General features: G+C 64.5%; 21 protein-coding genes and 1 tRNA gene. 11 read left to right on the plus strand and 11 right to left on the minus strand.

Annotation, left to right across the window (positions count from 1 at the left end; genetic code table 11):
• Positions 1 to 106: 106 nt before the first annotated feature.
• Positions 107 to 967 (plus strand): AraC family transcriptional regulator, encoded by an 861-nt coding sequence (locus HAP40_RS21885; protein ID WP_166815762.1) that lies wholly within the window; start codon positions 107 to 109, stop codon positions 965 to 967.
• 113 nt (positions 968 to 1080) lie between these two features.
• On the opposite strand, the gene HAP40_RS21890 is transcribed toward HAP40_RS21885, so the two are convergent.
• The 4 genes from HAP40_RS21890 to HAP40_RS21905 all read right to left on the minus strand — a co-directional run bounded on the left by HAP40_RS21890 (position 1081) and on the right by HAP40_RS21905 (position 5819).
• Positions 1081 to 2286 (minus strand): ABC transporter substrate-binding protein, encoded by a 1206-nt coding sequence (locus tag HAP40_RS21890; protein ID WP_208024903.1) that lies wholly within the window; start codon positions 2284 to 2286, stop codon positions 1081 to 1083.
• Between the two features lie 94 nt (positions 2287 to 2380).
• The gene (locus HAP40_RS21895; protein WP_166815760.1) at positions 2381 to 3139 is read right to left on the minus strand and encodes an enoyl-CoA hydratase/isomerase family protein; all 759 of its coding nucleotides are present in this window, start codon (positions 3137 to 3139) and stop codon (positions 2381 to 2383) included.
• On the minus strand, positions 3139 to 4371 hold the full coding sequence (locus tag HAP40_RS21900; protein ID WP_246741341.1) for a CaiB/BaiF CoA transferase family protein: 1233 nt from the start codon (positions 4369 to 4371) through the stop codon (positions 3139 to 3141). The genes HAP40_RS21895 and HAP40_RS21900 overlap by 1 nt, the downstream gene beginning before the upstream one ends.
• Positions 4372 to 4508: 137 nt before the next feature.
• Positions 4509 to 5819, minus strand: coding sequence for a hydroxymethylglutaryl-CoA reductase, degradative (locus tag HAP40_RS21905; protein WP_166815759.1), 1311 nt, complete (start codon positions 5817 to 5819; stop codon positions 4509 to 4511).
• Between the two features lie 279 nt (positions 5820 to 6098).
• Here HAP40_RS21905 and HAP40_RS21910 point away from each other — a divergent pair, with 279 nt between their 5' ends.
• From HAP40_RS21910 to pepT, 3 genes are all read left to right on the plus strand, one after another.
• The gene (locus HAP40_RS21910) at positions 6099 to 7496 is read left to right on the plus strand and encodes a PLP-dependent aminotransferase family protein (RefSeq protein WP_246741340.1); all 1398 of its coding nucleotides are present in this window, start codon (positions 6099 to 6101) and stop codon (positions 7494 to 7496) included.
• Between the two features lie 433 nt (positions 7497 to 7929).
• Positions 7930 to 8259, plus strand: a complete 330-nt coding sequence (locus HAP40_RS21915; RefSeq protein WP_166815757.1) for an HU family DNA-binding protein — start codon at positions 7930 to 7932, stop codon at positions 8257 to 8259.
• A gap of 104 nt (positions 8260 to 8363) precedes the next feature.
• Complete coding sequence (gene pepT, locus HAP40_RS21920) at positions 8364 to 9614, plus strand: peptidase T (RefSeq protein WP_166815756.1); 1251 nt, start codon at positions 8364 to 8366, stop codon at positions 9612 to 9614.
• 42 nt (positions 9615 to 9656) lie between these two features.
• Here the strand turns inward: pepT and HAP40_RS21925 are convergent, their stop codons facing one another.
• Positions 9657 to 10550, minus strand: coding sequence for a hypothetical protein (locus HAP40_RS21925; RefSeq protein WP_166815755.1), 894 nt, complete (start codon positions 10548 to 10550; stop codon positions 9657 to 9659).
• 357 nt (positions 10551 to 10907) lie between these two features.
• Between HAP40_RS21925 and HAP40_RS21930 the strand changes: the two genes are divergently transcribed.
• From HAP40_RS21930 to HAP40_RS21955, 6 genes are all read left to right on the plus strand, one after another.
• Positions 10908 to 11147 (plus strand): hypothetical protein, encoded by a 240-nt coding sequence (locus HAP40_RS21930; RefSeq protein WP_166815754.1) that lies wholly within the window; start codon positions 10908 to 10910, stop codon positions 11145 to 11147.
• Between the two features lie 114 nt (positions 11148 to 11261).
• Positions 11262 to 11624, plus strand: coding sequence for a hypothetical protein (locus HAP40_RS21935; protein ID WP_166815753.1), 363 nt, complete (start codon positions 11262 to 11264; stop codon positions 11622 to 11624).
• A 57-nt stretch (positions 11625 to 11681) separates the two neighbouring features.
• The gene (gene ihpA / locus HAP40_RS21940; RefSeq protein WP_166815752.1) at positions 11682 to 12956 is read left to right on the plus strand and encodes a divalent metal ion exporter subunit IhpA; all 1275 of its coding nucleotides are present in this window, start codon (positions 11682 to 11684) and stop codon (positions 12954 to 12956) included.
• Positions 12953 to 13930, plus strand: coding sequence for a divalent metal ion exporter adaptor subunit IhpB (gene ihpB / locus HAP40_RS21945; protein ID WP_166815751.1), 978 nt, complete (start codon positions 12953 to 12955; stop codon positions 13928 to 13930). The genes ihpA and ihpB overlap by 4 nt, the downstream gene beginning before the upstream one ends.
• Positions 13923 to 17141, plus strand: a complete 3219-nt coding sequence (locus HAP40_RS21950) for an efflux RND transporter permease subunit (protein WP_166815750.1) — start codon at positions 13923 to 13925, stop codon at positions 17139 to 17141. Before ihpB ends, HAP40_RS21950 begins: the two co-directional genes overlap by 8 nt.
• A 2-nt stretch (positions 17142 to 17143) precedes the next feature.
• A complete protein-coding gene (locus HAP40_RS21955; protein WP_166815749.1) occupies positions 17144 to 18130 on the plus strand; it encodes a cation diffusion facilitator family transporter in 987 nt (328 codons plus the stop codon).
• Positions 18131 to 18254: 124 nt separating this feature from the next.
• Here HAP40_RS21955 and HAP40_RS21960 read toward each other — a convergent pair whose 3' ends face one another.
• Positions 18255 to 19115: a class I SAM-dependent methyltransferase gene (locus tag HAP40_RS21960; RefSeq protein ID WP_166815748.1), complete on the minus strand. Its 861-nt coding sequence runs from the start codon at positions 19113 to 19115 to the stop codon at positions 18255 to 18257.
• A gap of 261 nt (positions 19116 to 19376) precedes the next feature.
• Here HAP40_RS21960 and HAP40_RS21965 point away from each other — a divergent pair, with 261 nt between their 5' ends.
• Positions 19377 to 19739, plus strand: coding sequence for a hypothetical protein (locus HAP40_RS21965; RefSeq protein WP_166815747.1), 363 nt, complete (start codon positions 19377 to 19379; stop codon positions 19737 to 19739).
• 362 nt (positions 19740 to 20101) lie between these two features.
• Here HAP40_RS21965 and HAP40_RS21970 read toward each other — a convergent pair whose 3' ends face one another.
• The 5 genes from HAP40_RS21970 to clpX all read right to left on the minus strand — a co-directional run bounded on the left by HAP40_RS21970 (position 20102) and on the right by clpX (position 25105).
• A complete protein-coding gene (locus HAP40_RS21970; RefSeq protein ID WP_166815746.1) occupies positions 20102 to 20239 on the minus strand; it encodes a hypothetical protein in 138 nt (45 codons plus the stop codon).
• Between the two features lie 241 nt (positions 20240 to 20480).
• Positions 20481 to 20557: transfer RNA gene (locus tag HAP40_RS21975), tRNA-Val, on the minus strand.
• Positions 20558 to 20617: 60 nt separating this feature from the next.
• Positions 20618 to 21022, minus strand: coding sequence for a GFA family protein (locus tag HAP40_RS21980; protein WP_166815745.1), 405 nt, complete (start codon positions 21020 to 21022; stop codon positions 20618 to 20620).
• A 68-nt stretch (positions 21023 to 21090) separates the two neighbouring features.
• Positions 21091 to 23514 (minus strand): endopeptidase La, encoded by a 2424-nt coding sequence (gene lon / locus HAP40_RS21985; RefSeq protein WP_166815744.1) that lies wholly within the window; start codon positions 23512 to 23514, stop codon positions 21091 to 21093.
• Between the two features lie 319 nt (positions 23515 to 23833).
• Positions 23834 to 25105, minus strand: a complete 1272-nt coding sequence (gene clpX, locus HAP40_RS21990) for an ATP-dependent Clp protease ATP-binding subunit ClpX (protein ID WP_008547851.1) — start codon at positions 25103 to 25105, stop codon at positions 23834 to 23836.
• Positions 25106 to 25447 lie beyond the last annotated feature (342 nt).

Genomic DNA, 25447 nt, shown 5'->3' on the forward strand with positions numbered 1-25447 from the left:
CCCGCGCTACCTGATCGGGGACAATGATCATCGCGATCGGGCCACGCTGGCCCGGAAGATGCATAAGAGCCTTGCGAAGAGGACCTGATCAGGGAGTTCACGACCCGTGAAAGTCGTAACGCGGCGAGATGTCACTGGCGAATTGCGCACCTGCAGCAAACAGGTGGGCCCCGCAGCGGCCGCAAACTATGCCGGACATCTTCAGACCGTCGCGCGGCCGGTCGCCGCGATGACCGCAACCTATCCGAACGACAGCACCAGCACGCGGCACGCGCATCGGCGCGACCAGTTCATCCTGCAGATCACCGGCGTAACCGCCATGATGACCGAGCGCGGCCATTTCGTGGTGCCGCCCGGGCATGGCCTGTGGATTCCGGCCGGCGTCGTGCACCAGTCACGCGCTTGGGGCGAGGTCGAAGCGCAGTCGATTTATGTCACGCCAAATCGCCAGCGCGAGGCGCCGGACGTGTGCCGGCTGATCCGCGCCTCATCGCTGGTCGAAGCGCTGATGGACGAGGCTGTGTGCATGCCGCAGACCTACGACCAGAATGGACGCGACGGCAAGCTCGTCGAACTGCTGCTAGCCGAGATCGCGCGCATGCCGGAGGTGTCGCTGCACGTGCAGGTCCCGCCGGATCCTCGGCTTGCGGCAATCTGCAAGGCGGTGCTCGGCGATCCCTCCTCGGACCTCACGCTCGACGATTGGGCCGACAAATGCAGCCTCAGCCGACGAACGCTGACGCGGCTATTCCGCCGCGAGACCGGCCATAGCTTTTCGGTGTGGCGACAGCGGGTGCGGCTTTTGGAGGCCTTGGCGCGCCTGGGCGCGGGTGAACCCGTTACATGCGTCGCGCTGGATGTGGGCTACGACAGCCCGAGCGCTTTCGCCGCCATGTTCAAGCGCGAGCTCGGCGCAGCACCGCGACATTATCTGCGTTGGACAGATCAGGAAGTCGTGTTGCGCTAGGCCGACGCTTTACGGACGTCCGCGCGCCGAATTCCCGGCGCGCGCTCTTCCGACCTGCATACGGCCGCTCCGGTCGCGACACCGGAGTGGACAACGACAGGTATACTTCTGTGCTACTTCTTTACCAGGGAACACCGCGACCGGGACAAGGGCTGGAAAGCCTGATCGGCAGGGATGGTGGCGAGCAGCTTGTAGTAATCCCAGGGTGCCTTGGATTCTTCCGGCTTTTTCACCTCGAACAGATACATGTCATGGACCATGCGGCCGTCCTCACGGATCTTGCCGTTCTTGTAGAAGACGTCGTTGACCGGCAGCTCCCGCATCTTCTGCATGACATCTTCGGTCCGGTCGGTGCCTGCAGCCTGCACCGCCTTCAGATAGTGCAGGACCGATGAATAGGTGCCGGTCTGGAGCATGTTCGGCATGGCGTTCAGCGTCGCGTAGAATCGCTTCGACCAGCTCCGCGTGTCGTCGTTCATGTCCCAATACGACGCCTCGGTGATCGTCAGTCCCTTGGCTTCCTTCAGCCCGAGACCGTGAACGTCGTTGATGAAGCCGGCGAGCGCCGCGAGCTTCTGGCCGCCTGAGGTCAGGCCGAACTCCGCCGCCTGCTTGATCGAATTGATGGTGTCGCCGCCGGCATTGGCGAGCGCGACGACCTTCGCCTTGGAGCCCTGCGCCGTCAGGAGGACCGATGCGAAATCGGCGGTGCCGACCGGATGCTTCGTACTGCCGAGAACTTTTCCGCCGAGGGTCGTGACGACCTCGCCGGTGTCCTTCTCGAGCCCTTGCCCGAACGCATAGTCCGCCGTCACGAAGTACCAGCTGTCAAAACCCTGGCCGACCAGCGCCTTGCCCGTGCTGTTGGCGATCGCAAAGGTGTCGTAAGCCCAGTGCACCACATAGGGACCGCAAACCTCGTTGGTGATCCGCGTCGAGCCCGGCGAGCTCAGCGTGAGGATCTTCTTCTTTTCCTTGGCGATCTCGAGCACGGCAAGCGCGGGCGAGGAGGACGCAACGTCGAGAATGGCGTCGACCTTTTCGGTGTCGAACCATTTGCGCGCAGCGCTCGCGGCGATGTCGGGCTTGTTCTGGTGATCCGCCGATACGAGCTCGATCGGCATGCCGAGCACCTTGCCGCCGAACTCGTCGATCGCCATCTGCGCGGCCGCGACCGCGCCCTTTCCCGTGATGTCGGCATAGACGCCCGACATGTCCTCGATCACACCGATGCGGACCACGCCGTCCGACACCTTTTCGGTTTGTGCGGCGGCGGGAGCCGCGCAAAGCAACAAGCCGGCGGCAGCAGTGCTCGCCATATAACGCAGACCAGATTGGGATCGTCTCATAGCCCTACCCCCTTTTGAAATGAAGTCTTCTTGTCGTTGCGCGCGGCCAGCGAGGGCCGCGACGTCACTTTCCGCTCGATCTCTTCGCGAATGCGGCAAGACCCCGCTTGGCGTCCTCGCTGGTGAAGGTGCGCTGGCCGAGCCCGGCTTCGATCCGGAACGCCTCGGTCAGCGGCAGATCCTGCAGCGTGAGCGCGGCTTCCTTGATGGTCTGGATCGCGACCGGGCTCAGCGCCGCGATCTTTGCGGCGAACTCGTGCGCCAGCGGCTCGACCTTCTCAGGCTCGACGACGTGGTTGACGACGCCCTTCGCCCGCATGTCCTCGGCCGAGAAGCGCTGCGCCGTCAGCATGATCTCCATGGCATGGGCATAGCCGATCTGCCGGACCAGGCGCACCAGCGTACCGCCGGCCGGCACGAAGCCGTGCTTCGGCTCGGGTAGCTGGAACACGGCATCGTGCGCGGCGATGCGAATGTCCGTCGCCAGCATGATCTCGAAGCCGCCGCCCATGCACATGCCGCGGACGGCGCTGACGACCGGCTTGAAGAAGCCCGGAAACTTGATGTGTGCCGGATCCCACTCGGAGATGTCGAACCTGTCGGACGCCAGCGCCGGAATGGACTCCGTGAGATCGGCGCCGACGCAGAACGCGCGGTCCCCCGCGCCGGTCAGCACGACCGCGCGAATTCCGTCGTCGTCCTTGATCTCGAAGAAGACGCGGCCGAGATCGTCATACATGGCGAGGGTCAGCGCGTTCAGCTTGTCCGGCCGGTTGATGCGGACCGTGGCGATGTGGCCGTCCCTGGTGAAATCGATCGACATCAGATCGCTCCCGAGGCCTTGAGACGCGCCAGCTCGTCCGGCGTCACGTCCGCGAAGCGCGCGAGAACATCCGCGTTGTGCTCACCGGGCAGCGGCGCCTTCTCGAACGACGTCACTTCCGCAGCCGACAGCTTGATTGGCTGGCCAAACATCCCGATCAGCTTGCCGGCGACGGGAACGTTGACGATCATGTTGCGCGCGGCGATATGGGGATCCTCGACCACTTCGGCGATGGTCTTGATCGCGCTGAGCGGGATCTTGTCGCCCGCCATCTCCTCGAGCTCGGTCTTGGTGTAGCGGCTGAACCAGCGCTCCAGCAGCGGGTTCACCTTGGTCTCGGCGACGACGCGATCGAACCGCTTCTCCATCGTGTCGATCTCAGGGTCCTTGGCGCGCTCGGGCTCACCGAACAGCGCGCAGGTAATCGCCCAGAACTTGTCGGTGTAGCCGCCGAAGAAGACGTAGCCATCCTTGCAGGGAAACTGCCCGTAGGGCCGCACGAACGGATGGTCGTTACCGAGCGGCGAGGCAACGTCCTTCTCGGCGGTGTAGCGAACCACCGCGTTCTCGGTGAGGGTCAGCACGGAATCCTGCTGCGAGACGTCGACCACCTGGCCAACGCCTGACGTCTCGGCCTGGCGCAGGGCCGCCAGCGTTCCGATGGCGGCATAGAGCGAGGCGGCGAGATCGCCAATGATGGTGCCGACGCGGACCGGCGGCATCTCGGCATAGCCGTTCATCGACCACAGTCCGCCTGCCGCCTGCCCGGTATTGTCGTAGGCCGGCTTGGACGAGTTGGGCCCGGTGCGACCGAAGCCGCTGATGGCGGTGTAAATGAGTTTTGGATTCTCCGCGCGCAGCACCTCGTAGCCGAGGCCGAGCTTGTCCATGGTGCCGGGGCGGAAATTCTCGACGAGGATGTCGGCCTTGCGGACCAGCTTCTTCAGCAGCGCCTTGCCGTCCTCGGATTTGAGGTTGAGTGTGATGCCTTGCTTGTTGCGGTTGAACTGCGTGAAAAAGGCGCTGAGCTGCTCGTCGCCGACGAAGGGCGGGAAGGTCCTGGCGTAGTCGGGATCCCCGGGATGCTCGACCTTGATCACGGTGGCGCCGAGATCGGCCAGCAGCATCGAGCAGAACGGACCTGCAACGACGCGCGTGATGTCGAGAACCACCACGTTCCTGAGAGCGCCGCTGCGCACGGCCATTCCGCCCGCGCTTTGTTCTTTGTTCACATCATCCTCCCATCCCCCGCGGACGCCCACCGGCATGGCACGCGATTCAGCTTACGGGGTGTGAGCACCGAAGATACATTTTCGAACCCGCACGTCGAGGCGGCGAAATGCCTGCACGTCATGCAGTCGTCGACGCCTCACGAACGCAGCTTCTCCAAAACCTCCTTGGCGCGGTCGACGCGCACATCGTGATCGGCAGCGAGCGCGGCAGCAACCTTCTCGATCTCGTCGCCGGCCGCCCCTGCGACGATCGCGATGTTCCGAGCATGGAGAGCCATGTGCCCCTTCTGAATGCCTTCGGTCGCGAGGGCTCGGAGCGCTCCCATGTTCTGCGCGAGCCCGACGGCCACGGTGACCTCGGCCAGCTCCTGCGCGCTCTGCACGTTCAAGATCTTCAGCGCGGCACGCGCCGCGGGATGTGTCTTGGTGGCGCCGCCGACGAGGCCGAGCGCCATCGGCATTTCAAGCGTGCCGACGAGATTGCCGTTTCCGTCGAGCTCCCAATTGGAGAGCGAGGTATAGCGGCCGGACCTGGACGCCCAGACATGGGCGCCCGCCTCGATCGCGCGCCAGTCATTACCGGTCGCGACAACGACGGGGTCGACCCCGTTCATGATGCCCTTGTTGTGGGTCGCGGCGCGATAGGGATCGACGATCGCAAAGGCGCAGGCCTCGACGATACCGCGCGCAACGCGCTCGCCGCTGTATTGCTCGGTGCTGAGCGCGTCCGGCGTCACCGACACCATGGCGCGGGCAATACGCAGATCCGCGTAGTTCGAGAGAATGCGCAGGCGCACGGTGCCGCCGGTGATCCGCTCGACGATCGGCGCGACTGTCTCCGCCATCGTGTTGACGGTGTTGGCGCCCATCGCGTCGCGCACGTCGACGATGAGATGCACGGCCAGCATCGGGCCAACCGGCGTCTCCTCGAAAATGTGGACCTCGATGTCGCGGCAACCGCCGCCGAGCGAGATCAGCACCTTGTCCTTCGCGTTGGCGGCCTCGATGATCCCCGAACGCTCCTTCAACACCCGCGCACGGGCGCCGTGAACGTCGGTGACACCCAGCACCTGCACCTGCGCCCGCATGATCGGTCCGGTGCTGGAGGTGTGGAAGCCGCCGCATTTGCGGACGATGCGCGCCATGTATGACGCGGCGGCGACGACCGAGGGCTCCTCGATCGCCATCGGAACCAGATAGTCGCGGCCGTTCACGGTGAAATTGGTGGCGATGCCGACGGGCAATTCGAACGTGCCGATCACGTTCTCGATCATGCCATTGGCGAGTTCGGCCGGCAGTGTGCCTGCACCGAAAGCCTTGCGCTCGACCTCGCCGAGCGCCGCAGCTTCAGCCACACGCCCCATGCGCTGCGCAGGCGAGAGGTTGCGCAGGTTCTCCAAACGCGAGTTGATGTTCCGGGGTTGATTGCCCGCCTCGGGTCCGGCCATTGCCGCGCCTCCCACAAAGAATTTCTCGGTTGGCGCGAGGTTAGGCAGCATGACACTGCGGTCAAAAGGGACAATTCGAAAATAGTGTCCGCAACTGTACCCACGCTTAATGGAAAGACTGCGCGGCCGGCCGCCCAACAATCCGTCTGGTCTGGCAGGTCCGTCGAAGCGCTTACGGCGGTCAACCGGCCATTGGACGGCCGAACGACATCTGATTACTGTCGCGCCTGGGTACACCTCCGAATGACTGTCTTACACCGTACCCACCGGAGGCACTGTGTGGCGTTAGCGCCTGTTCAACGTGATCGTGGAGCGACACTCGCCGGCTCGCTCGCCAACCGACTGCGCACGCAAATCCTGTCCGGCGCTATGCCTGACGGCAGCCGCCTACCCTCGATCAGAAAGGCCGCGGCAGAGTTCGGCGTTTCCAAGAACACCGTGGTCGAGGCCTATGACCGGCTGGTTCTCGACCATCTCATCGCTGCCAAAGCTGGCTCCGGCTTCGTCATCACCTATCGTGGCGACGACAGCGGCAGGCCGAGACATGTTTCGGAGGCCGTCGACATCGCCTCGCTGCTGAGCGCCCAGCTTTCACAAAATTTCGAGATCCGCGTCGGCGATGGACGGCCGCCAGCGTCGTGGACCGAGCACTCGGAGATCAAGCGTTACCTCAGCAGCAATGGCCGGATGCTGCCGCCCGATGCCGACGCCTACGGGTCCGCGCTGGGTTTCCTTCCGCTCAGGCAGCAGATCGCGTTACGCTTGCAAACCCAGCAGGTGGCAATCAAGGAAGACAATCTGCTGCTGACGTTCGGAGCGAACCATGCGCTCGATCTGGTGATTCGAGCTATGTTGTCACCGGGAGATACCGTTCTCGTCGACGAGCCCGGCTATTATCCGCTATTTGCAAAACTCACGCTGGCACAGGTGCGGATCGTGGGTGTCCGACGCATGCCAGACGGGCCTGATGTCGACGACCTCGTGGCCAAGATCCAGACAGAGCGCCCAAAGCTGTTCTTCACGCAGTCGCTGGGCCACAATCCGACAGGCGGCTCGATCACTCTTCCCGTCGCGCACGCCGTGCTCAAGGTCGCGACGCATTTCAACCTTGTGATCGTCGAAGACGACCCGTTCGCCGATCTTCCGATGAGCGCCGCCAACAGGTTGGCGACGCTCGATCAGCTCAACAACGTCATATCGATCGGAACATTCTCGAAAACCTTGTCGGCCAGCCTGCGGTCCGGTTTCATTGCAGCTCGCGGCGACCGCATCGCGACACTCGCCGAGCTCAAGATGCTCACCACCGTCAACAGCTCCGGACATGTCGAGCGACTTCTCCATCGCCTGCTCGTGGATGGGCACTACGACAGACATTTGAAGCGACTGTGGCAACGGACCGAAGCAGCGGCAACCCAGGTTCAGGCCGATCTTCTGAGCGGGGGTCACCGAATTTATTCCAACACCAAGGCTGGATATTATGTCTATCTCCTGCTTCCGAAGGGCGTGGACGACATGGCTCTCGCGCGAGCTGGCGCGCAAGAAGGCATATTCATCGCGCCGGGCAGCTTGTTTTGCCTGGACAAGAACAGCCCGCTCGCAAGAGCTATCCGCATCAACGTTGCCCGAGCCAGCAACCCGAAGTTCTACGAGTTCCTGCTACGTCGACTGCATATGTAGCCACTGCCTCACTTGCAGCAGCGAAATCATCGTTCGCCTGATGGGCGCGCCGAGGTGCTTTGATGGCTGGCGCGCTCAGCTCCGGCCATCGTCACGCTGAACGACCGTTCCAACTTCGAGAGCTTTGCGGGGCGTCTATCGGCCATGCCGAAGTTGGGACAAGCCTTGTTCCGATTGGCGAAGCCTTTGGCCTGTCACGCCGGAGGCCGCGGGTTCGAGCCCGTCTCTCGCGCCCTTTTTACAATCTCTTCAAAGTCTTAACCCGAATTTCCCGATCCCTTTCGAGGCTGTGCCTGCTGTTTCAGGCGGCCACCAGGACCGGGGCATGGTCAGCCCGCGCCCGAATCGTCTACGCCTCCAAGGACCTAGAGGATCCCCCTCACATTTCACGGCTTTTCCGGGGATCCCCTGTCATTGGATCAGGAGGCCAGACATGGCGAAGAAGGATTCGGCCAAGAAGGATTCGGCGAAAAAGGCAGCCGCTCCCGCCACCATCACGCTCAAGCACCTCGCCGCTGACATCGCGGAGAGCCAGGACCTGTCGAAAAAGCGCGCCGAGGCGGTTTTGACCGACATGGTCGAGCTGATCACCAAGCACCTGAAGAAAGGCGACCGCGTCCGGATCGTCGGCCTCGGCATCCTCCAGGTTCGCAAGCGCGCCGCCCGCACCGGCCGCAATCCCGCGACCGGCGAGGCGATCCACATCAAGGCCAGCAAGAAGGTTGCGTTCCGCCCCGTCAAGGAACTCAAAGAGGCGATCTAGCAGTGACGTTTCGTTAAGCCTGATCCGCACCGTTGCGGCCCCATCACGGCCCGCTTTTCTGATATACCGCCTGCTTCCCCAAAGACCCGGCGGTTTGACCAGAAATGTCCTCCCTCACCTTCTCGCACACCGTGACCGAACGCTTCCTGCGCTACGTCACGATCGACACCCAGTCCGATCCGGAATCCCCGAGCTCGCCTTCGACCGCGAAGCAGAAGGATCTCGGCCGCGTGCTCGCCGCCGAGCTGAAAGCCATGGGCGTCGAGGACGCCCATCTCGACGACTACGGCTACGTCTATGGCACCATCCCGGCCAACACCGACAAGAAGGTGCCGGTGATCTGCTTCTGCTCGCACATGGACACCTCGCCCGACGTCACCGGCAAGGGCGTGAAGCCGCAAGTTCTGAAGAACTATCGCGGCGGCGATATCACCTTGCCCGGCGACGCCAGCCAGGTGATCCGCTTCAATGAGCACCCCGCGCTGAAGAACCAGATCGGCAACGACATCATCACCACCGACGGCACCACGCTGCTGGGGGCCGACAACAAGGCCGGCGTCGCCGAGATCATGGATGCCGCGCATTTCTTCATCAACAATCCCGATGTGAAGCACGGCACCATCAAGATCCTGTTCACGCCGGACGAAGAGATCGGCCGCGGCGTCGACAATGTGGACCTGAACAAGCTCGGCGCCGATTTCGGCTACACCATGGACGGCGAGAGCGCGGGCTGCGTCGAGGACGAGACCTTCTCCGCCGACGGGGCCACCATCACCATCAACGGCGTCAGCGCCCATCCCGGCTACGCCAAGGGCAAGATGGAGCACGCGATCAAGATCGCCGCCGCCATCGTCGAGCGTCTGCCGAAGGAAGGCTGCTCGCCGGAGACGACCTCGGGCAAGCAGGGCTTCCTGCACCCGGTCGGCATCGAAGGCGCTCTGGAACAGGCGACGCTCTCCTTCATCGTGCGCGACTTCACCGAGGAAGGGCTGAAGGACAAGGAGGTCCTGCTCGAGACCATCGTCAAGGATGTGATGAAGGACTATCCGCGCTCGACCTACAAGTTCGAGGTGCGCGAGCAGTATCGCAACATGAAGCAGGTGATCGACCGTCACCCGCATGTCCTCGAATACGCCATCGAGGCGATCCGCCGCGCCGGCCTGCGGCCGATGCGCACCGCGATCCGCGGCGGCACCGACGGCTCGCGCCTGTCCTTCATGGGCCTGCCCTGCCCCAACATCTTCGCCGGCGAGCACGCGTTTCATTCCCGGCTCGAATGGGTCAGCCGGCAGGACATGGAAAAGGCCGTGCAGACCATCGTGCACCTTGCGATGATCTGGGAAGAAAAGGCCTGAAGCTCTTGCAGAGACGAATTGGCCGGGCTTGCGCCCGGCCAGTTACGGTACCGGCATCGCACGCGGGCTGCGATGAAAGCGGTTCGAGCTCGCCATCCAGTTCGGCAACGGCTCTCCATCGCGATGCCGTCCGCCGGCGACGGCTGCAGCCCAGGCCACTGCGGCGCCGATCAGGGTCGCGGCTGCGACCGAGAACGCCACGATGATCGAGTTGCGCCGCGCACGGTTGATGGCCGTCTTCGAATCCGCGATCAGCGCATCGACACGCCGTTCGGCGTCGGGCGCCGCCAGTCCCGTCACCGCGGCGACCTGTTGCACGAGATAGGTCCGGTCATCGGCGCTGACGCCGCTGTGGCTGGAGGACGTCATCAGGACACGCCCGGCTTCGGCGCGGGCTTCCCTCAGGTCGATGTTCGGCGCGCGGCGAGGTGCACGGAACAGCTTGTCGAGCTCATAGCTCAGCAATGGCTCGGCCGCGGACGTAGTGCTCGCCGAGCTGCGCATCGGCGAACGGTCGATCGCAGCAGCGCCGAGTAGCGCGAGCAGAGCTGCGCCGGCCAGCACGGCCAGTGCCCAGGCAGTCAGACCGTGCAGCCCGTCCCGCCGCTCGCCATCGTCCTCGATCGTTGAATGCGCGGGCGCCGGCCGGGTGGTCCGGCCGGCGATGTAGCCGCCGAAGCCGAAACTGATGATCGCCTGAATGATCAGATAGACCCCTGAGAGCAGCGCCAGCGCTGCCGATGCATCGCGCCAGGTTGGCGAGGCCGAACTGACACCCAGGCCGACCGCGACACCAAAGCCGATCAGGATGAACGACATCGCGCCCGCCGCAAGTGCGCCCGCGAAGACCGAGCTCCACTGGATGGTTCGGCGATCCTCAACGGCCACGACGCCGCTCTCCATGACCTCTTCCCGCATGAGCGTTTCAATAGCCATTGCCGTTGCCTCAGCGCAGGCCGAAGAACGACAGGATCGCCATGATCACGACGATCAAGCCGATGAGATAAATCAATCCGTCCATGGTCCTTCCTCCTCAGATACCTCTTGTCGGTAATCAGAAGGAAAGAGGAACGTTCCTAATTCGGCACCGACCGGGGAACGAACCGGCGAGGTGCGCATTGTCTGCTCGAGTCCCAAGGATGAAGATTGTGAGCACAAGAGGCCCCAGCCGGTCCCCGGCTGGGGCCTTTCTGCGTCTGCAACGCCTCGCCTGTTCCTATCCCATGTTAACGACGCCAGGGTCGGGATCATCAAAGATGCGATCGGGGCCGGACCTCCAGACGGGAGAGGCGCGTGGATCGCAGAACGGCGTGCCTGGATCAGGCGAATGCATTCCGGGAGAAGGCCCTCGCCGATCCCGAGCACCACGACCAATGGATCGATGAAGCCATCAAATGGCTTGAGCGCGCGATGGAGGCGAGCCGTCGCGCCGCCACGACTATGGAGGCTGACGAGGCCTCTCCTGTTCCGGAGCCGGTCCACCCGGCCGCCGAGACCTCCACCTTCCACCCGCGCGTCATCGTCCGCCAGTGAGAGGCGATCGCGGCGCTACTGCGGCAATTGTTCCAGGGACGTAACAATGTTGCGGGTCGACACTGTTCCTGCCTGCATGCTAGGCCGGGCACAGACCGCAACCAGAGTGACTTCGTGCCTGCGAACCGCCAGCCCTCAGGAATTTGCCGCCCGCGCAGTTGGCGTGGGCTGCTGTCTGTGCTGATCGCGGTCGTCTATCTGCTCGCGGGCGCATTGCATGGCTTGCACGACATCGACGTCACCACGCCCGGCGGTGGCTCGGAGATCGCTGCGGTCCTCGACGGCTCCACGGGTCACAGCGACCACAAGGCAATCGGCGGGCATCATTGCCATGGCTGCTTCTCGGTCGCGGTCGCTCAGCCCCTGCTGGCCGGAGCTGCCGCCGACATCGTTGCCGCACCGATCCCGCAGCGTGCGCCTGCGCTGATCGGCATTGCGCCGGACACCGACTCCCCACCCCCCAAACATCTGACCTGAACTGATCAGCCGGGCGCCTTTCGCGCCCCCGATGCTATTTGTTCTCAGGTCACCTCTATGTCTTGCAGACGGACTGCCGCGCGCATCGCGTGCGCGATGGCGATTTTCGTCAGCCCCTGGCTGACGCAGCAATCCCACGCCCAGACGTTGACGATGCGGAGCGCGCTCACGCGCGCGCTGGCCGCGAGCCCGCGCCTGACGGCGGCGGAGCGCGACGTCGGCATCGCCACCGGCCAGCGCATCCAGGCGGGCGCTCTGTTCAATCCGGAACTGTCCTACGAACAGGACGATTCGTTCGGCTCCGGCAGATATCGCGGGACGCGATCGGCCGAAACCACGCTCCAGATCAGCCAGGCCTTCGAGCTGTTCGGCAAACGCGACGCAAGGGTCGCGGCGAGGCAAGCCGGCATCGAAGTCGCCGCAATCCAGCGCAAGGCCGTCAGGCTGGAGGTGCTGTCGGAGACCGCGATCGCCTTCCTCAGCGTGCTCGGCGCGCAGCGACGCATCCAGATCCTCGACGAGCAGATCGCTGCGATCGACCAGCTGACGCCGCTGCTCCGCCGCCGCGTCGAGGCCGGCGCCTCCTCGCCGGCCGAGACCGGCCGCGCCGAGGTCGCCTCCGCGCTGGTGAAGGCCGACCGCGAGCGTCTCAAGGCGACGCTGGCCAGCGCCCGGCGCGAGCTTGCGGTGCTGATGGGAGATCCCGCGGCGAAATTCGGCGAGGTCTCCGGCCGGCTCGATACCACCGGCCGGCCGCCGACATTCCAGTCGGTCGTCGCCGCCATCGATGCCAATCCGCAATTGGTGCGCTGGACCGCGGTCTACGCCCAGCGCAACGCCGAGCTGCTGCTGGCGCGGGTCAAGCCCTATCCGGATGTGCGGATCGCGGCCGGCTGGCGGCATTTCAACGAAACAAATGACGATGCCGCCCGCCTGACCGTCTCGGTGCCGATCCCCGTGTTCGACCAGAACCAGGGCAACATCCTCTCCGCGCAGGAAAGCCTCGCCAAGACCAGGGCCGAGCGCGAGGCCAACCGCAACACGCTGATCGTGATCGCCGGCCGGGCCTATGACACCATCCAGGGCTCGCTGCGCGAGCTTGCCGTGCTGCGCGAGGTTGCGATCCCCAAGGCCGTTGAAGCGTCCGAGGCGATCTCGCAGGGCTACGGCCAGGGCCGATTCACCCTGCTCGAAGTGCTCGACGCCCAGGCGAGCGTCAGCCAGGCGCGGCTGCGCGAGCAGGAGGCGCTGCAGAATTTCCATGCCGGCGTGGCCATCATCGAAGGCCTCGTCGGCAATCCCTTTGCGCTGGCCCGGGAGAGCGCGCGATGAAGACGTCCTCCACCATCGTCGTGGCCGTCATTGCCGCCGCACTCGGCGCCTACGGCTATTCCCTGCTCGCGCCGGGCAAGCTCGCGCACACCGAGCAGACGGAGCATTCCGGGCATAAGAAGTCGAACGACCATGTCGAGCAGGACGAGCATGGCGCCGACCGAATCCGCATCTCCGACGTCAAGCTGGCGGCGGCGGGCGTCACGCTCGCGGAGGCCGCAAGCGCGACACTGACCGACACGCTCGCCTTCAACGGCATCTTGCGCGCCAACCAGGAGGCCGTGGTGCAGGTGACGCCGCGCTTTCCCGGCATCGCCAAATCGATCCTGAAGCGGATCGGCGACAAGGTCGGCAAGGACGATTTGCTGGCCGCCATCGAGAGCAACCAGAGCCTCACCGTCTACGAGCTCAAGGCGCCGATCGCGGGCACGATCATCGAGCGGCAGATCTCGCTCGGCGAATATGCCTCCGAGCAGAAGCCGGCCTTCGTCGTCGCCGACCTCTCCACCATCTGGGTCGATCTGTCGATCTACCGGCAGGATCTGCGGCGCGTCCGTCTCAACGACGAGGTGTTGATCGATCCCGACGACGGCCGCGGCGAGATCAAGGGCACGATCTCCTACATGGCGCCGATCGGCTCGAGCGAGACCCAGACCGCGCTGGCGCGCGTGGTGCTGCCGAACCCGGACGGACGCCTGCGTCCCGGCCTGTTCGTCACGGCGCGGCTGATCCTCGCCGCGCGCGACGTCGCGGTCGCCGTGCGCCGCAGCGCGATCCAGACCCTGGAAAACAGGACCATCGTGTTCGTGCGAGAGGACGGCGACAAGATCGAGGCGCGCCCGGTGGAAACTGGGGATTCCGATCCGAGGTTCGTCGAGATCAAGGCCGGCCTTGCGGCCGGCGAACATTACGTCGCGGAGAACAGCTTCGTCGTGAAGGCGGAGATGGGCAAGGGCGAGGCCGAGCATGATTGAGCGCCTCATCGCCGCCTCGCTGCATCAGCGCTGGCTGGTCCTCGTCCTCGCGCTCGGCGCCCTCGCCTTCGGCGCCTGGAATTTCCAGCGCCTTCCCATCGACGCCGTGCCTGACATCACCAACGTCCAGGTCCAGATCAACACCCGCGCGCCCGGCTATTCGCCGCTCGAGACCGAGCAGCGCATTACCTTCCCGGTCGAGACCGCGATGGGCGGCCTGCCCAAACTCGACTACACGCGCTCGCTGTCGCGCTATGGCCTCAGCCAGGTGACGGTCGTCTTCAAGGACAGCACCGACATCTACTTTGCCCGCCAGCTCGTCGGCGAACGCATCCAGCAGGTGAAGGACCAGCTTCCGGCCGGCGTCGAGGTCGCGATGGGCCCGGTCTCGACCGGGCTCGGCGAAATCTTCATGTACACCGTCGAGGCCAAGGCCGGCGCCAAGACGCAATCTGGCCACGACTATTCGCTGACCGATCTGCGCACCGTGCAGGACTGGATCATCCGGCCGCAGCTCCGCAACGTGCCGGGGGTGATCGAGGTCAACACCATCGGCGGCTTCGAGCGGCAATTCCACGTGCTGCCGGATCCCGGCAAGCTGATGGCCTACCGGCTCGGCTTTCGCGACGTCATGACGGCGCTCGCCGCCAACAACGCCAATGTCGGCGCCGGCTATATCGAGCGCAACGGCGAGCAATACCTGGTTCGCTCCCCCGGCCAGGTCGGCAATATCAGCGAGATCCAGGACGTCGTCATCGGCTCGCGCGGCGGCAATCCCGTCAGGATCAGGGATGTCGCGACGGTGAAGGAAGGCCGCGATTTGCGCACGGGCGCGGCGACTTGGAACGGCGAGGAGACCGTGCTCGGCACCGCCATGTTGCTGATCGGCGAGAACAGCCGGACCGTGGCCCGCCGCGTCGCTGCCCGTCTCGAGGACATCGCCAAATCGCTGCCCGAGGGCGTCGTGACGCGGACCGTCTACGACCGCACCGACCTGGTCGAAGCCACCATCCGCACGGTCCGGAACAACCTGCTGGAAGGCGCGGCGCTGGTCGTGGCCGTGCTGTTCCTGATCCTCGGAAACATCCGCGCCGCACTGGTCACGGCCTGCGTCATACCCCTGTCGATGGCCATGACCATCACCGGCATGGTCGAGACCAGGGTCAGCGCCAACCTGATGAGTCTCGGCGCGATCGACTTCGGCATCATCGTCGACGGCGCCGTCATCATCGTCGAGAACTGCCTGCGCATGCTGGCCGCGGCCCAGCGCGAGAAAGGCGGGCTGCTGACGACCTCGGAGCGGCTGCGCACGATCCTGCGCGGGTCGAGCGACGTCATCAAGCCGAGCCTGTTCGGCACGCTGATCATCGCCGTGGTCTACCTGCCGGTGCTGACGCTGACCGGCGTCGAAGGCAAGATGTTCACGCCGATGGCCTTGACCGTTCTGATGGCGCTCGGCGCGGCCGCGCTGCTCTCCATCACTTTCGTACCGGCGGCCGTTGCCATCTTCGTCACCGGCAAGGTGTCGGAACACGAGAACCTGTTCATGCGGGGGGCCAAGCGCGCCTATCTCCCCCTGCTCCGTTTTGCCATCGACAATCGCGCCGCGGTCGCCATCATGGCCGTCGTCATCGTGGTCGCGAGCGGCATCGCCGCCGCGCGCATGGGCGGCGAGTTCATTCCGAGCTTGGACGAAGGCGACGTCGCATTGGCCTCCATCCGCATCCCCGGCACCAGCCTCACCCAATCGCTGGACCTGCAGAAGGCGCTGGAGAAGCGCATCAATCAGATCCCTGAAGTGAAGGAGTTCTTCACCCGCATCGGCACCGCGGAGATCGCGACCGACCCGATGTCGCCGGCGCAGACCGACGGCTACATCATGCTGAAGCCGCGCTCCGAATGGCCCGACCCGGACAAGCCGAAATCCGAGGTGATCGAAGCCATCGAGCATGCCGCGGACGAGATTCCCGGCAGCGCCTATGAAATCTCCCAGCCGATCCAGTTCCGTGTCAACGAGCTGATCTCCGGCGTGCGCACCGACGTCGGCGTCAAGATCTTCGGCGACGATCTCGACATCCTGCAAGGCGCCGCGAAACAGGTGGAGGCCGCGATCCGCGGCATCCGCGGCGCGAACGACGTCAAGATCGAGCAGGTCGCGGGCCTGCCGATCCTGACGGTGCGCCTCGACCGGCAGGCACTTGCGCGCTACGGCCTCAGCGTCGCCGAGGTGCAGGGCATCGTCGAGATTGCGGTCGGCGGCAAGTCCGCCGGCAAGCTGTTCGAGGGTGACCGCCGCTTCGAGATCGTGGTCCGCCTGCCCGAGCATCTGCGCGGCAATCTCGAGGCGATCCGGGCCATCCCGATTCCGCTGCCGCCCGGTGAGGAGACCGGCTCCGGCACGGCCGTTCGAACAGCGCTGGCCGCCTCCCCCCTCACCCAGATGCGCTATGTGCCGCTGTCGTCGGTCGCGACCGTCGACGCGACGCCCGGGCCCAACCAGATCAGCCGCGAGAACGGCAAGCGGCGCATCGTCGTCACCGCCAATGTCCGCGCCCGCGATCTCGGCTCCTTCGTCACTGACGCCGAGGCGGCGGTGGCCGAGAAGGTCAAGCTGCCGCCCGGCTACTGGATCGGCTGGGGCGGACAGTTCGAGCAATTGGTCTCCGCGACCAAGCGGCTGATGATCGTGGTGCCGGTGGCGCTGCTCCTGGTGTTCCTGCTGCTGTTCATGGGGATGGGATCGGTGGCGGATGCGGCGCTGGTGTTCTCCGGCGTGCCGCTGGCGCTGACCGGCGGCGTTGCGGCGCTGATGCTGCGGGACATTCCCTTGTCGATCAGCGCCGGCGTCGGCTTCATCGCGCTGTCGGGCGTCGCCGTGCTCAACGGGCTCGTGATCATCGCGTTCATCGAGCGGCTGCGCAGCGAAGGGCGGTCCGTCGTGGAAGCCGTGCGCGAGGGCGCACTGACGCGGCTGCGCCCCGTGCTGATGACGGCCCTCGTCGCCTCCCTCGGCTTCGTTCCAATGGCGCTCGCCACCGGCGCCGGTGCCGAGGTGCAGCGGCCGCTCGCGACCGTGGTGATCGGGGGCATCATCTCCTCGACCGTGCTGACGCTCCTGGTGCTGCCGGCGCTCTACGTGCTGTTCCGCCGTGACGCGGCAAACGAAACGCCTACAATGGCACCTGATTTGGCAGCATCCGCGGGGCGCTAGAATTGGGCAGCCACGACCATCACGGTCACCATCACCATGATCATGCGGGCCACGCGCATCATCATGGTCATGGCCACGACCATGCTCATGGCCACGGCCATGCGCATGTCCATGCGCCCGCCAATTTCGGCAAGGCGTTCGCGATCGGCATTTCGCTCAACATCGCGCTGGTCGTGGCCGAAGCGGTCTATGGCTATCTCGGCAACTCCACCGCGCTGCTCGCGGACGCCGGCCACAACCTGTCCGACGTGCTCGGCCTGGTCGTGGCCTGGGGTGCATCGATCGCGGCAAGGCGCGCGCCGAGCGGCCGCTTCACCTACGGTTTTCGCGCCTCCACCATCCTGGCCGCGCTGGCGAACGCGGTGTTCCTGCTGGTCGCGACCGGCGCCATCGGCTGGGAGGCGATCCTGCGCCTGCAACAGCCCGAACCGGTCGCAGGCATTACCGTGATGGTGGTTGCCGGCATCGGCATCCTCATCAACGGTTTCACCGCCCTGCTGTTCGCCGGCGGACGCAAGGACGACATCAACATCGAAGGCGCTTATCTGCACATGGCCGCCGACGCCGCGGTCTCGCTCGGCGTCGTGGTCTCGGCGGCGCTGATCATCTGGACTGGCTGGCTCTGGCTCGACCCCGTCACCAGTCTCGTGATCTGCGCCATCATCCTGTGGAGCACGACCAGCCTTCTGCGCGGGTCCATCGACATGTCGATGGCCGCCGCGCCCAAGGGCACCGACCTCGCCGCGATCAGGGCGTTCCTGCTGGCGCGGCCGGGCGTCTCAGGGATCCACGATCTCCACGTCTGGCCGATCTCGACCACCGAGACGGCGCTGACCTGCCACCTCGTGATGCCCGCCGGAACCGGCGATGCGTTCCTGATGGAGACGGCGCAGATGCTCAAGGCATCCTTTCGCATCGGCCACACCACGCTTCAGGTGGAGACGCATCCGGACAATGGCTGCGCGCTGGCGCCGGACGATGTGGTGTGACGCATTGCTTCTGCACAGCGTCATTGCGAGCGCAGCGAAGCAATCCAGTCTGCCGACGCGAAAGCGGTCTGGATTGCTTCGTCGCAAGTGCTCCTCGCAATGACGGTTGAGGAAGCTGCTTCGCCTACGCCGCCTTCGCCGTGACGATCCAGATCGCACCCTGCAGCGCCACGCTCTGCCCCTTCAGGAACGGCGCCAGCATCTCGCGGACCGAGGCTTTTGCGGCCGCATACGTCTCCGGCGGATGCCCCTGAAGCGCGCGGCTGGCCGGACCGATCTGCAGCGAGCCATCGACGGCGGCGTCGAGACCGCCGCCGATGGCGATGTCCATGGGAAGAGTGTGCGGCTCGATCACAACATCGACGAAGCCCGCACCTTTCAGGATGCGCGTCACGCGCTCTTCCGAAGCGAAGGCAAAGGGGCCCGGCTCTTCGGGCCCCACCGGCGGCATCTTGGGCACGTGCTTGTAGACCGCCATCAGCGGCGCCATCATCCACGGATTCTCCTTCGGCTCGCGCCAGCAGACGAAGGCGAGCCGTCCGGTCGGCTTCAGCGCGCGGCGAAGATTGGTGAAGGACGCGACCGGGTCGGCGAAGAACATCACGCCGAAGCGCGAGGCCAGGAGATCGAAGCTCGCCGGCTCGAACGGATGAACCGTCGCATCCGCCAGCACGAAATCGAGCGGCAGGCCTTTCGGCGCCAGCGCACGCGCCTGCGACAGCATCGGCTCGGAGACGTCGAGCCCGAGCGCAAAGCCATCCGGCGCGACCGCTCTTGCGAACGCGAACGTCGTCGCGCCCGAGCCGCAGCCGACATCGAGGACGCGCTCGCCCGGCCTGGGCTTGGCACGGTCGATCAGCACGTCGGCAATGGGCCCGAGCAGATTCTCCTGCGCCGCATGGCGATCGGCCCAGCGCTGCCCGCTCGGTCCGTTCCAATAGGCGATCTGGTCGGCGTTTTGCTCGTGTCCGCTAGGCTGTTCCATCGGGGGGCCCTGTCATTCAGGTCAAGGCGACACCTATCGCCCACCCGGAAAATCCAGTCCACTCTCTGAATTGGAAAGACTGGGTTCGGCAACCTCGTCGACGGGGCGACCGGTGCTTGACCGGAACATCACCGGAACCGGCCTGGCGCGTCTCACGTGCGCGCATTGCAGCCGCATTGGTTTCACTGAACGGCCATATCGGAATCAGACCCCAACCAGATTTCGTCGATAGGTATCGCCCCTCCTCAAACTGGAAAAGGCATGACCATGCGCAGCTTCACGGCATCCGTCATAATTGCAGCTCTCTCCCTGGGAACGCCGGCTCTCGTGCAGGCACAGGGAGCATCGTCGCAACCCGGCGCAGAGTCCCCGTCCGCCAAGTCCAGCACGGTGATCCGGAGCATTCAGGTTGTTGACATCAAGGAATTGCAGCCGACGGTGCGGGCGAAGGTCGATGAGATCGTGGCGCAGACGAGCGATCAAGACATACAGTCACTCCGCCAAACCATCGACGCCACACCTCAGGCAGCCTCCGCACTCAAGGCCAAGGGCTTGAGTTCGTCGCAGGTCGTCGCGATCAACATCGCCGACGGTATCCTGACGATGTTCACCAAGACGGCCTGACAGTATCCAGGTCGAGGCGGAAGCACGTCGCCTCCTCGGTCCGATGACGACGAAAGAGGAGTGCCCTGTAGCGAGCCCGTTGCAGGGCCCCTCGTGTCCGGAGCGCTAAGCCGAGGCGCCACCGCCTTCGCGAACGCAACGGTGGTTGCGCCCGAACCGCGGCCGACGTCGCGCGCGCTCGCCCGGCAGCTCAGTCGGAAGACCCGATGCAAAAACGCCGTCAACCCGTCAACCACGGTTCCTCTGTCCACCTGTCGGTGAGACAAGCCTCCCCTCTCGCCGCATTGCACGGCGTCACGGGTTGACGTACGGTGAGAGGACTTTGACGGCCGAGCAGCGCTACCCCGATGCGCTGCGCAAATTCACTCGGCTGCCAGCGAGGCCCCAGTTCGCTTTGCAAGGACCCGGCGGAAGTCCGTTGCCAGCTCGTCATAGTAGTGGGCGAGCTCCTCGTAAAAAGCCCCTCCGGCTTCGTCGCTCGCCTCCTGAGCTGCCTTCATGCAGTGGGCAGCCTTGGACTCGTACCTTTCCAATTTCGTGCGAAGATCACTCATCACGGCGATACTCCACGCAATTTAAGGGAACTGGAACGGTGGTTTGCCGTGCGTCCGAAACGATGGCCGAAGAAAGGCAATTTTGGACCCGGTACGGGTCTTTTTGGGGCGTCAGATACCGGGCGAAAGGGCCTCCTTCGCCCGTCGGCCCCGGCGTGGCAGCCCGCCTCGCTGCGCGAGCGCAGGCTGGTGGGCGGTCACGGATTCGAACCGCGGACCCTCTCGGTGTAAACGAGATGCTCTAACCAGCTGAGCTAACCGCCCCTCGCCGCCTCTTTAGCCTCACAGGCCCCAAACGGGCAAGCGCGGAACGTCGTTCCCTTCTCAATCTTGGGGTCTCCCCGGCAGCAGCGGCACGGCGTCGATCCACACCGCCGCGGACTGGCACCAGACCTGCCTCACAGGCCGCAACTTGTCGCGCTGGCGGATGCTGCCCCAACGGATCCCCCAGTCATCGGGCTGGTCGCCCTCGCCGCTCGTGAACAGCGGGGAACCGCAGTCGGCGCAGAAGTGCTGGAAGCGCGTCCGGCCGTTGTCGCCACGCTTGCCATAGATCCTGGGCGTGCCGGCGGTCAGGCGGACGTCGGCCGCGATACAGATCACGGTCACCCGGAACGGCGAGCCGGTCAGCGTCTGGCAATCGGTGCAGTGACACACCGAGACTGCCTCCGGATCGATCTCGGCTTCGAACGTGATCTTGCCGCAATGGCATTGCCCGTCGATCTGCATTGCTCTCGTCCCTTCCCCCAAACAAAAACGGCGCCCGAAGGCGCCGTTTTATCATCTTTCGCTTGAGATCAGTGAGCGGTCAGGCCGCCGCCAGCCTCGTCGCCGTCCGGCTTCACCGTCACCTTGGTGTCCTCTTCCCAGACGATCGGTGTGGGCTTCTTCACCAGCGCCTTGGCGATGACGTCGTCGAGACGGGAGACCGGGATGATCTCCATGCCGCCCTTGATCGCATCGGAAATCTCCGTGAGATCCTTGGCGTTGTCCTCGGGGATCAGCACCGTCTTGATGCCACCGCGGGCAGCGGCGAGCAGCTTCTCCTTGAGGCCACCGATCGGCAGCACGCGGCCGCGCAGCGTGATCTCGCCGGTCATCGCGACATCGTGGCGGACCGGGATGCCGGTCATGACCGAGATGATCGCGGTGGCCATGGCGACGCCCGCCGACGGACCGTCCTTCGGCGTCGCGCCTTCCGGCACGTGCACGTGGATGTCGCGGCGGTCGAACATCGGCGGCTCGATGCCGTAATTGATCGCCCGCGAGCGGACATAGGACGCCGCCGCCGAGATCGATTCCTTCATCACGTCGCGCAAGTTTCCCGTGACCGTCATCTTGCCCTTGCCGGGCATCATGACGCCTTCGATGGTCAGCAGCTCGCCGCCGACATCGGTCCAGGCCAGGCCGGTGACGATGCCGACCTGCGGCTCGCTCTCGATCTCGCCGAAGCGATACTTCGGCACGCCGAGCAGCTCTTCCAGAGTCTTCTCGGTGACCTTGACCGACTTCTTCTTGGAGATCATCAGCTCCTTCACCGCCTTGCGGGCGAGTGTGGAGAGCTCACGCTCCAGATTACGCACGCCCGCTTCGCGGGTGTAGCGGCGGATCAGAAGCAGCAGCGCGTCGTCGTCGATCGAGAACTCCTTGGAGTCCAGGCCATGCTTGGACACCGCGTTCGGGATCAGATGCTTGCGCGAGATCTCGACCTTCTCGTTCTCGGTGTAGCCCGCGATCCGGATGATCTCCATGCGGTCCATCAGCGGTCCCGGAATATTGAGCGTATTCGCGGTCGTGATGAACATCACGTTGGACAGATCGTAGTCGACCTCGAGATAGTGGTCATTGAACGTGCCGTTCTGCTCGGGGTCGAGCACCTCGAGCAGCGCCGAAGACGGATCGCCGCGGAAATCGGCGCCCATCTTGTCGATCTCGTCCAGCAGGAAGAGCGGGTTGGACGACTTCGCCTTGCGCATCGACTGAATGATCTTGCCGGGCATCGAGCCGATATAGGTGCGGCGGTGACCGCGGATCTCGGCCTCGTCGCGCACGCCACCGAGCGAGACGCGCACGAATTCGCGTCCCGTCGCCTTCGCGATCGACTTGCCGAGCGAGGTCTTGCCGACGCCGGGAGGCCCGACGAGGCACAGGATCGGGCCCGTCAGCTTGTTGGCGCGCGACTGCACCGCGAGATACTCGACGATGCGTTCCTTGACCTTCTCGAGCCCATAGTGATCGGAGTCCAGAATGGCCTGCGCCGATTCCAGATCCTTCTTCACCTTGGACTTCTTGTTCCACGGGATCGACAGGAGCCAATCCAGATAGTTGCGCACGACGGTCGCTTCCGCGGACATCGGCGACATCTGGCGCAGCTTTTTCAATTCATGCTGCGCCTTCTCGCGCGCTTCCTTGGAGAGCTTGGTCTTGGAGATCTTCTCTTCGAGATCGGCGAGCTCGTCGCGACCGTCGTCGTCGCCGAGTTCCTTCTGGATCGCCTTCATCTGCTCGTTGAGATAATACTCGCGCTGGGTCTTCTCCATCTGGCGCTTGACGCGCGAGCGGATGCGCTTCTCGACCTGCAGCACCGAAATCTCGCTCTCCATCAGGCCCAGCACCTTCTCCAGGCGCGTGGTGACGGACAGCGTCTCCAGGATGCCCTGGCGGTCCGCGATCTTGACGGCGAGATGCGAGGCAACCGTGTCGGCGAGCTTGGCGAAATCGGTGATCGCCTGCACGACGCCGACGACCTCGGCCGAGATCTTCTTGTTGAGCTTCACATAGCTCTCGAAGTCGGACACGACCGAGCGCGCCAGGGCCTCAGCCTCGACCGACTTCGCATCGGTGTCGGCCAGCGCAATGGCGGTCGCCTCATAGTAGTCGGCGCGATCGGTGTATTTCTGCACGCGCGCACGCTCGAGCCCTTCGACCAGCACCTTCACGGTGCCGTCGGGAAGCTTCAAGAGCTGGAGCACGCTGGCAAGCGTCCCGGTCTCGTAAATCGCATCGGGCGCCGGATCGTCGTCGGACGCGTTCTTCTGCGTCGCGAGCATGATCAGCGCATCGTTCTTCATCACCTCTTCGAGCGCCCGGATCGACTTCTCGCGGCCGACGAAGAGCGGCACGATCATGTGCGGGAAGACGACGATGTCGCGGAGCGGCAGCACGGGATAGGCGTGCGTTTCGCCGTGGACGATGGTTGGCCGGGGTTTTGGATTAGTCATGGCCTTTTCCTTTTGCTTTGCCCCCTCGCACGCAGCCCGCTGATCATGCGCAACCGCCACAAGGTGCCGAGGTGATCCGCAGGACCGGTCGGTCCGTTTGCACTTTGGACCGGCTTGCCGGATCGGAACTGAGGCGAATCTTGAAGAGAATTTTCGCTCGCCGCCGACATTAGGTGGCTATCGACCCGGGGGGTGTCAAGTCATTGAAAAACGCGCGCCATCAGGCGCTTACGCACGCAGGTAAGCGACGCAACACCGGCTGCGGAGATACACTTCCGCAGCCCGACTTGATGAGACAATTGGAGCGTTCCAGCGCCGATCAGGCGCTGGCGTTCTCGACCGCGCGATCGGACCGATCGGCGTAGATATAGAGCGGACGCGCGGTGCCTTCCACGACTTCCCGCGAAATGACGACCTCTTCCACACCTTCCAGGCCCGGCAGGTCGAACATGGTCTCGAGCAGGATCGCCTCGAGGATCGAACGCAGGCCGCGCGCGCCGGTCTTGCGCTCGATCGCCTTGCGGGCGACCGCGCCAAGCGCCTCGTCGGCGAAGGTCAGCTCGATGTTCTCCATCTCGAACAGCCGCTGGTACTGTTTCACCAGCGCGTTCTTCGGCTCGGTGAGGATCTTCTTCAGCGAGGTCTCGTCCAGATCCTCGAGCGTCGCCACGACCGGCAGACGGCCGACGAATTCGGGGATGAGGCCGTACTTCAGGAGATCCTCCGGCTCGACGTGACGGAAGATCTCGCCGGTCCGGCGATCCTCCGGTGCGAGCACCTGGGCACCGAAGCCGATCGAAGTCGACCGTCCGCGCGCCGAGATGATCTTCTCGAGGCCGGCGAAGGCGCCGCCGCAGATGAACAGGATGTTGGTGGTATCCACCTGCAGGAACTCCTGCTGCGGATGCTTGCGGCCGCCCTGCGGCGGGACCGAAGCCACCGTGCCTTCCATGATCTTGAGCAGCGCCTGCTGCACGCCCTCACCCGACACGTCGCGCGTGATCGAAGGATTGTCGGACTTGCGGCTGATCTTGTCGATTTCGTCGATGTAGACGATGCCGCGCTGGGCGCGCTCGACATTGTAATCGGCGGCCTGGAGCAGCTTCAGGATGATGTTCTCGACGTCCTCGCCGACATAGCCGGCTTCGGTCAGCGTGGTTGCGTCCGCCATCGTGAACGGCACGTCCAGGATGCGGGCGAGCGTCTGCGCGAGCAGCGTCTTGCCCGAGCCGGTCGGACCGATCAGCAGGATGTTCGACTTCGCGAGCTCGACGTCGTTGTGCTTGGTCTGATGGTTGAGGCGCTTGTAGTGGTTGTGCACCGCGACCGACAGGACCTTCTTCGCATGGCTCTGGCCGATCACGTAGTCGTCCAGGACCTTGCAGATTTCCTTCGGCGTCGGAATGCCGTCGCGCGACTTGACCAGCGAGGACTTGTTCTCCTCGCGGATGATGTCCATGCAGAGCTCGACGCACTCGTCACAGATGAAGACCGTGGGACCCGCGATCAGTTTGCGGACTTCGTGCTGGCTCTTGCCGCAGAACGAGCAATATAGCGTGTTCTTGGAGTCGCTCGTGCCGACCTTACTCATTCATGTCTCCGTCCGCGGTTCGATCCCGTTCCGCTCGATCGCTCCATTCCGGCACGATGGCCGGCTTGAAGCTTAAGTAGAGCAAATTGCGTACCAAAAAAGACCCTACGCGTTACATCCCGTGCGAATCGCGGTCACTCGATTCCCCGCGATCATAGCCGATCAATCGTAGCCAACCATGCTGTCACCCGACTATCAAGAATTCGCTAATCGGGGGTCGCCGGCTACCCGTGACAATACCGTGATTTCCGGTCTTGGCACGGGCGAAGTGACCGAAATCACCCCGACGTTGCTGGATTGCCACGAAAAACTAGCACGAAAGCGGAACTTTCCGCCTGTCGC

This window comes from Bradyrhizobium sp. 1(2017) (assembly GCF_011602485.2).
Classification (GTDB): Bacteria; Pseudomonadota; Alphaproteobacteria; order Rhizobiales; family Xanthobacteraceae; genus Bradyrhizobium.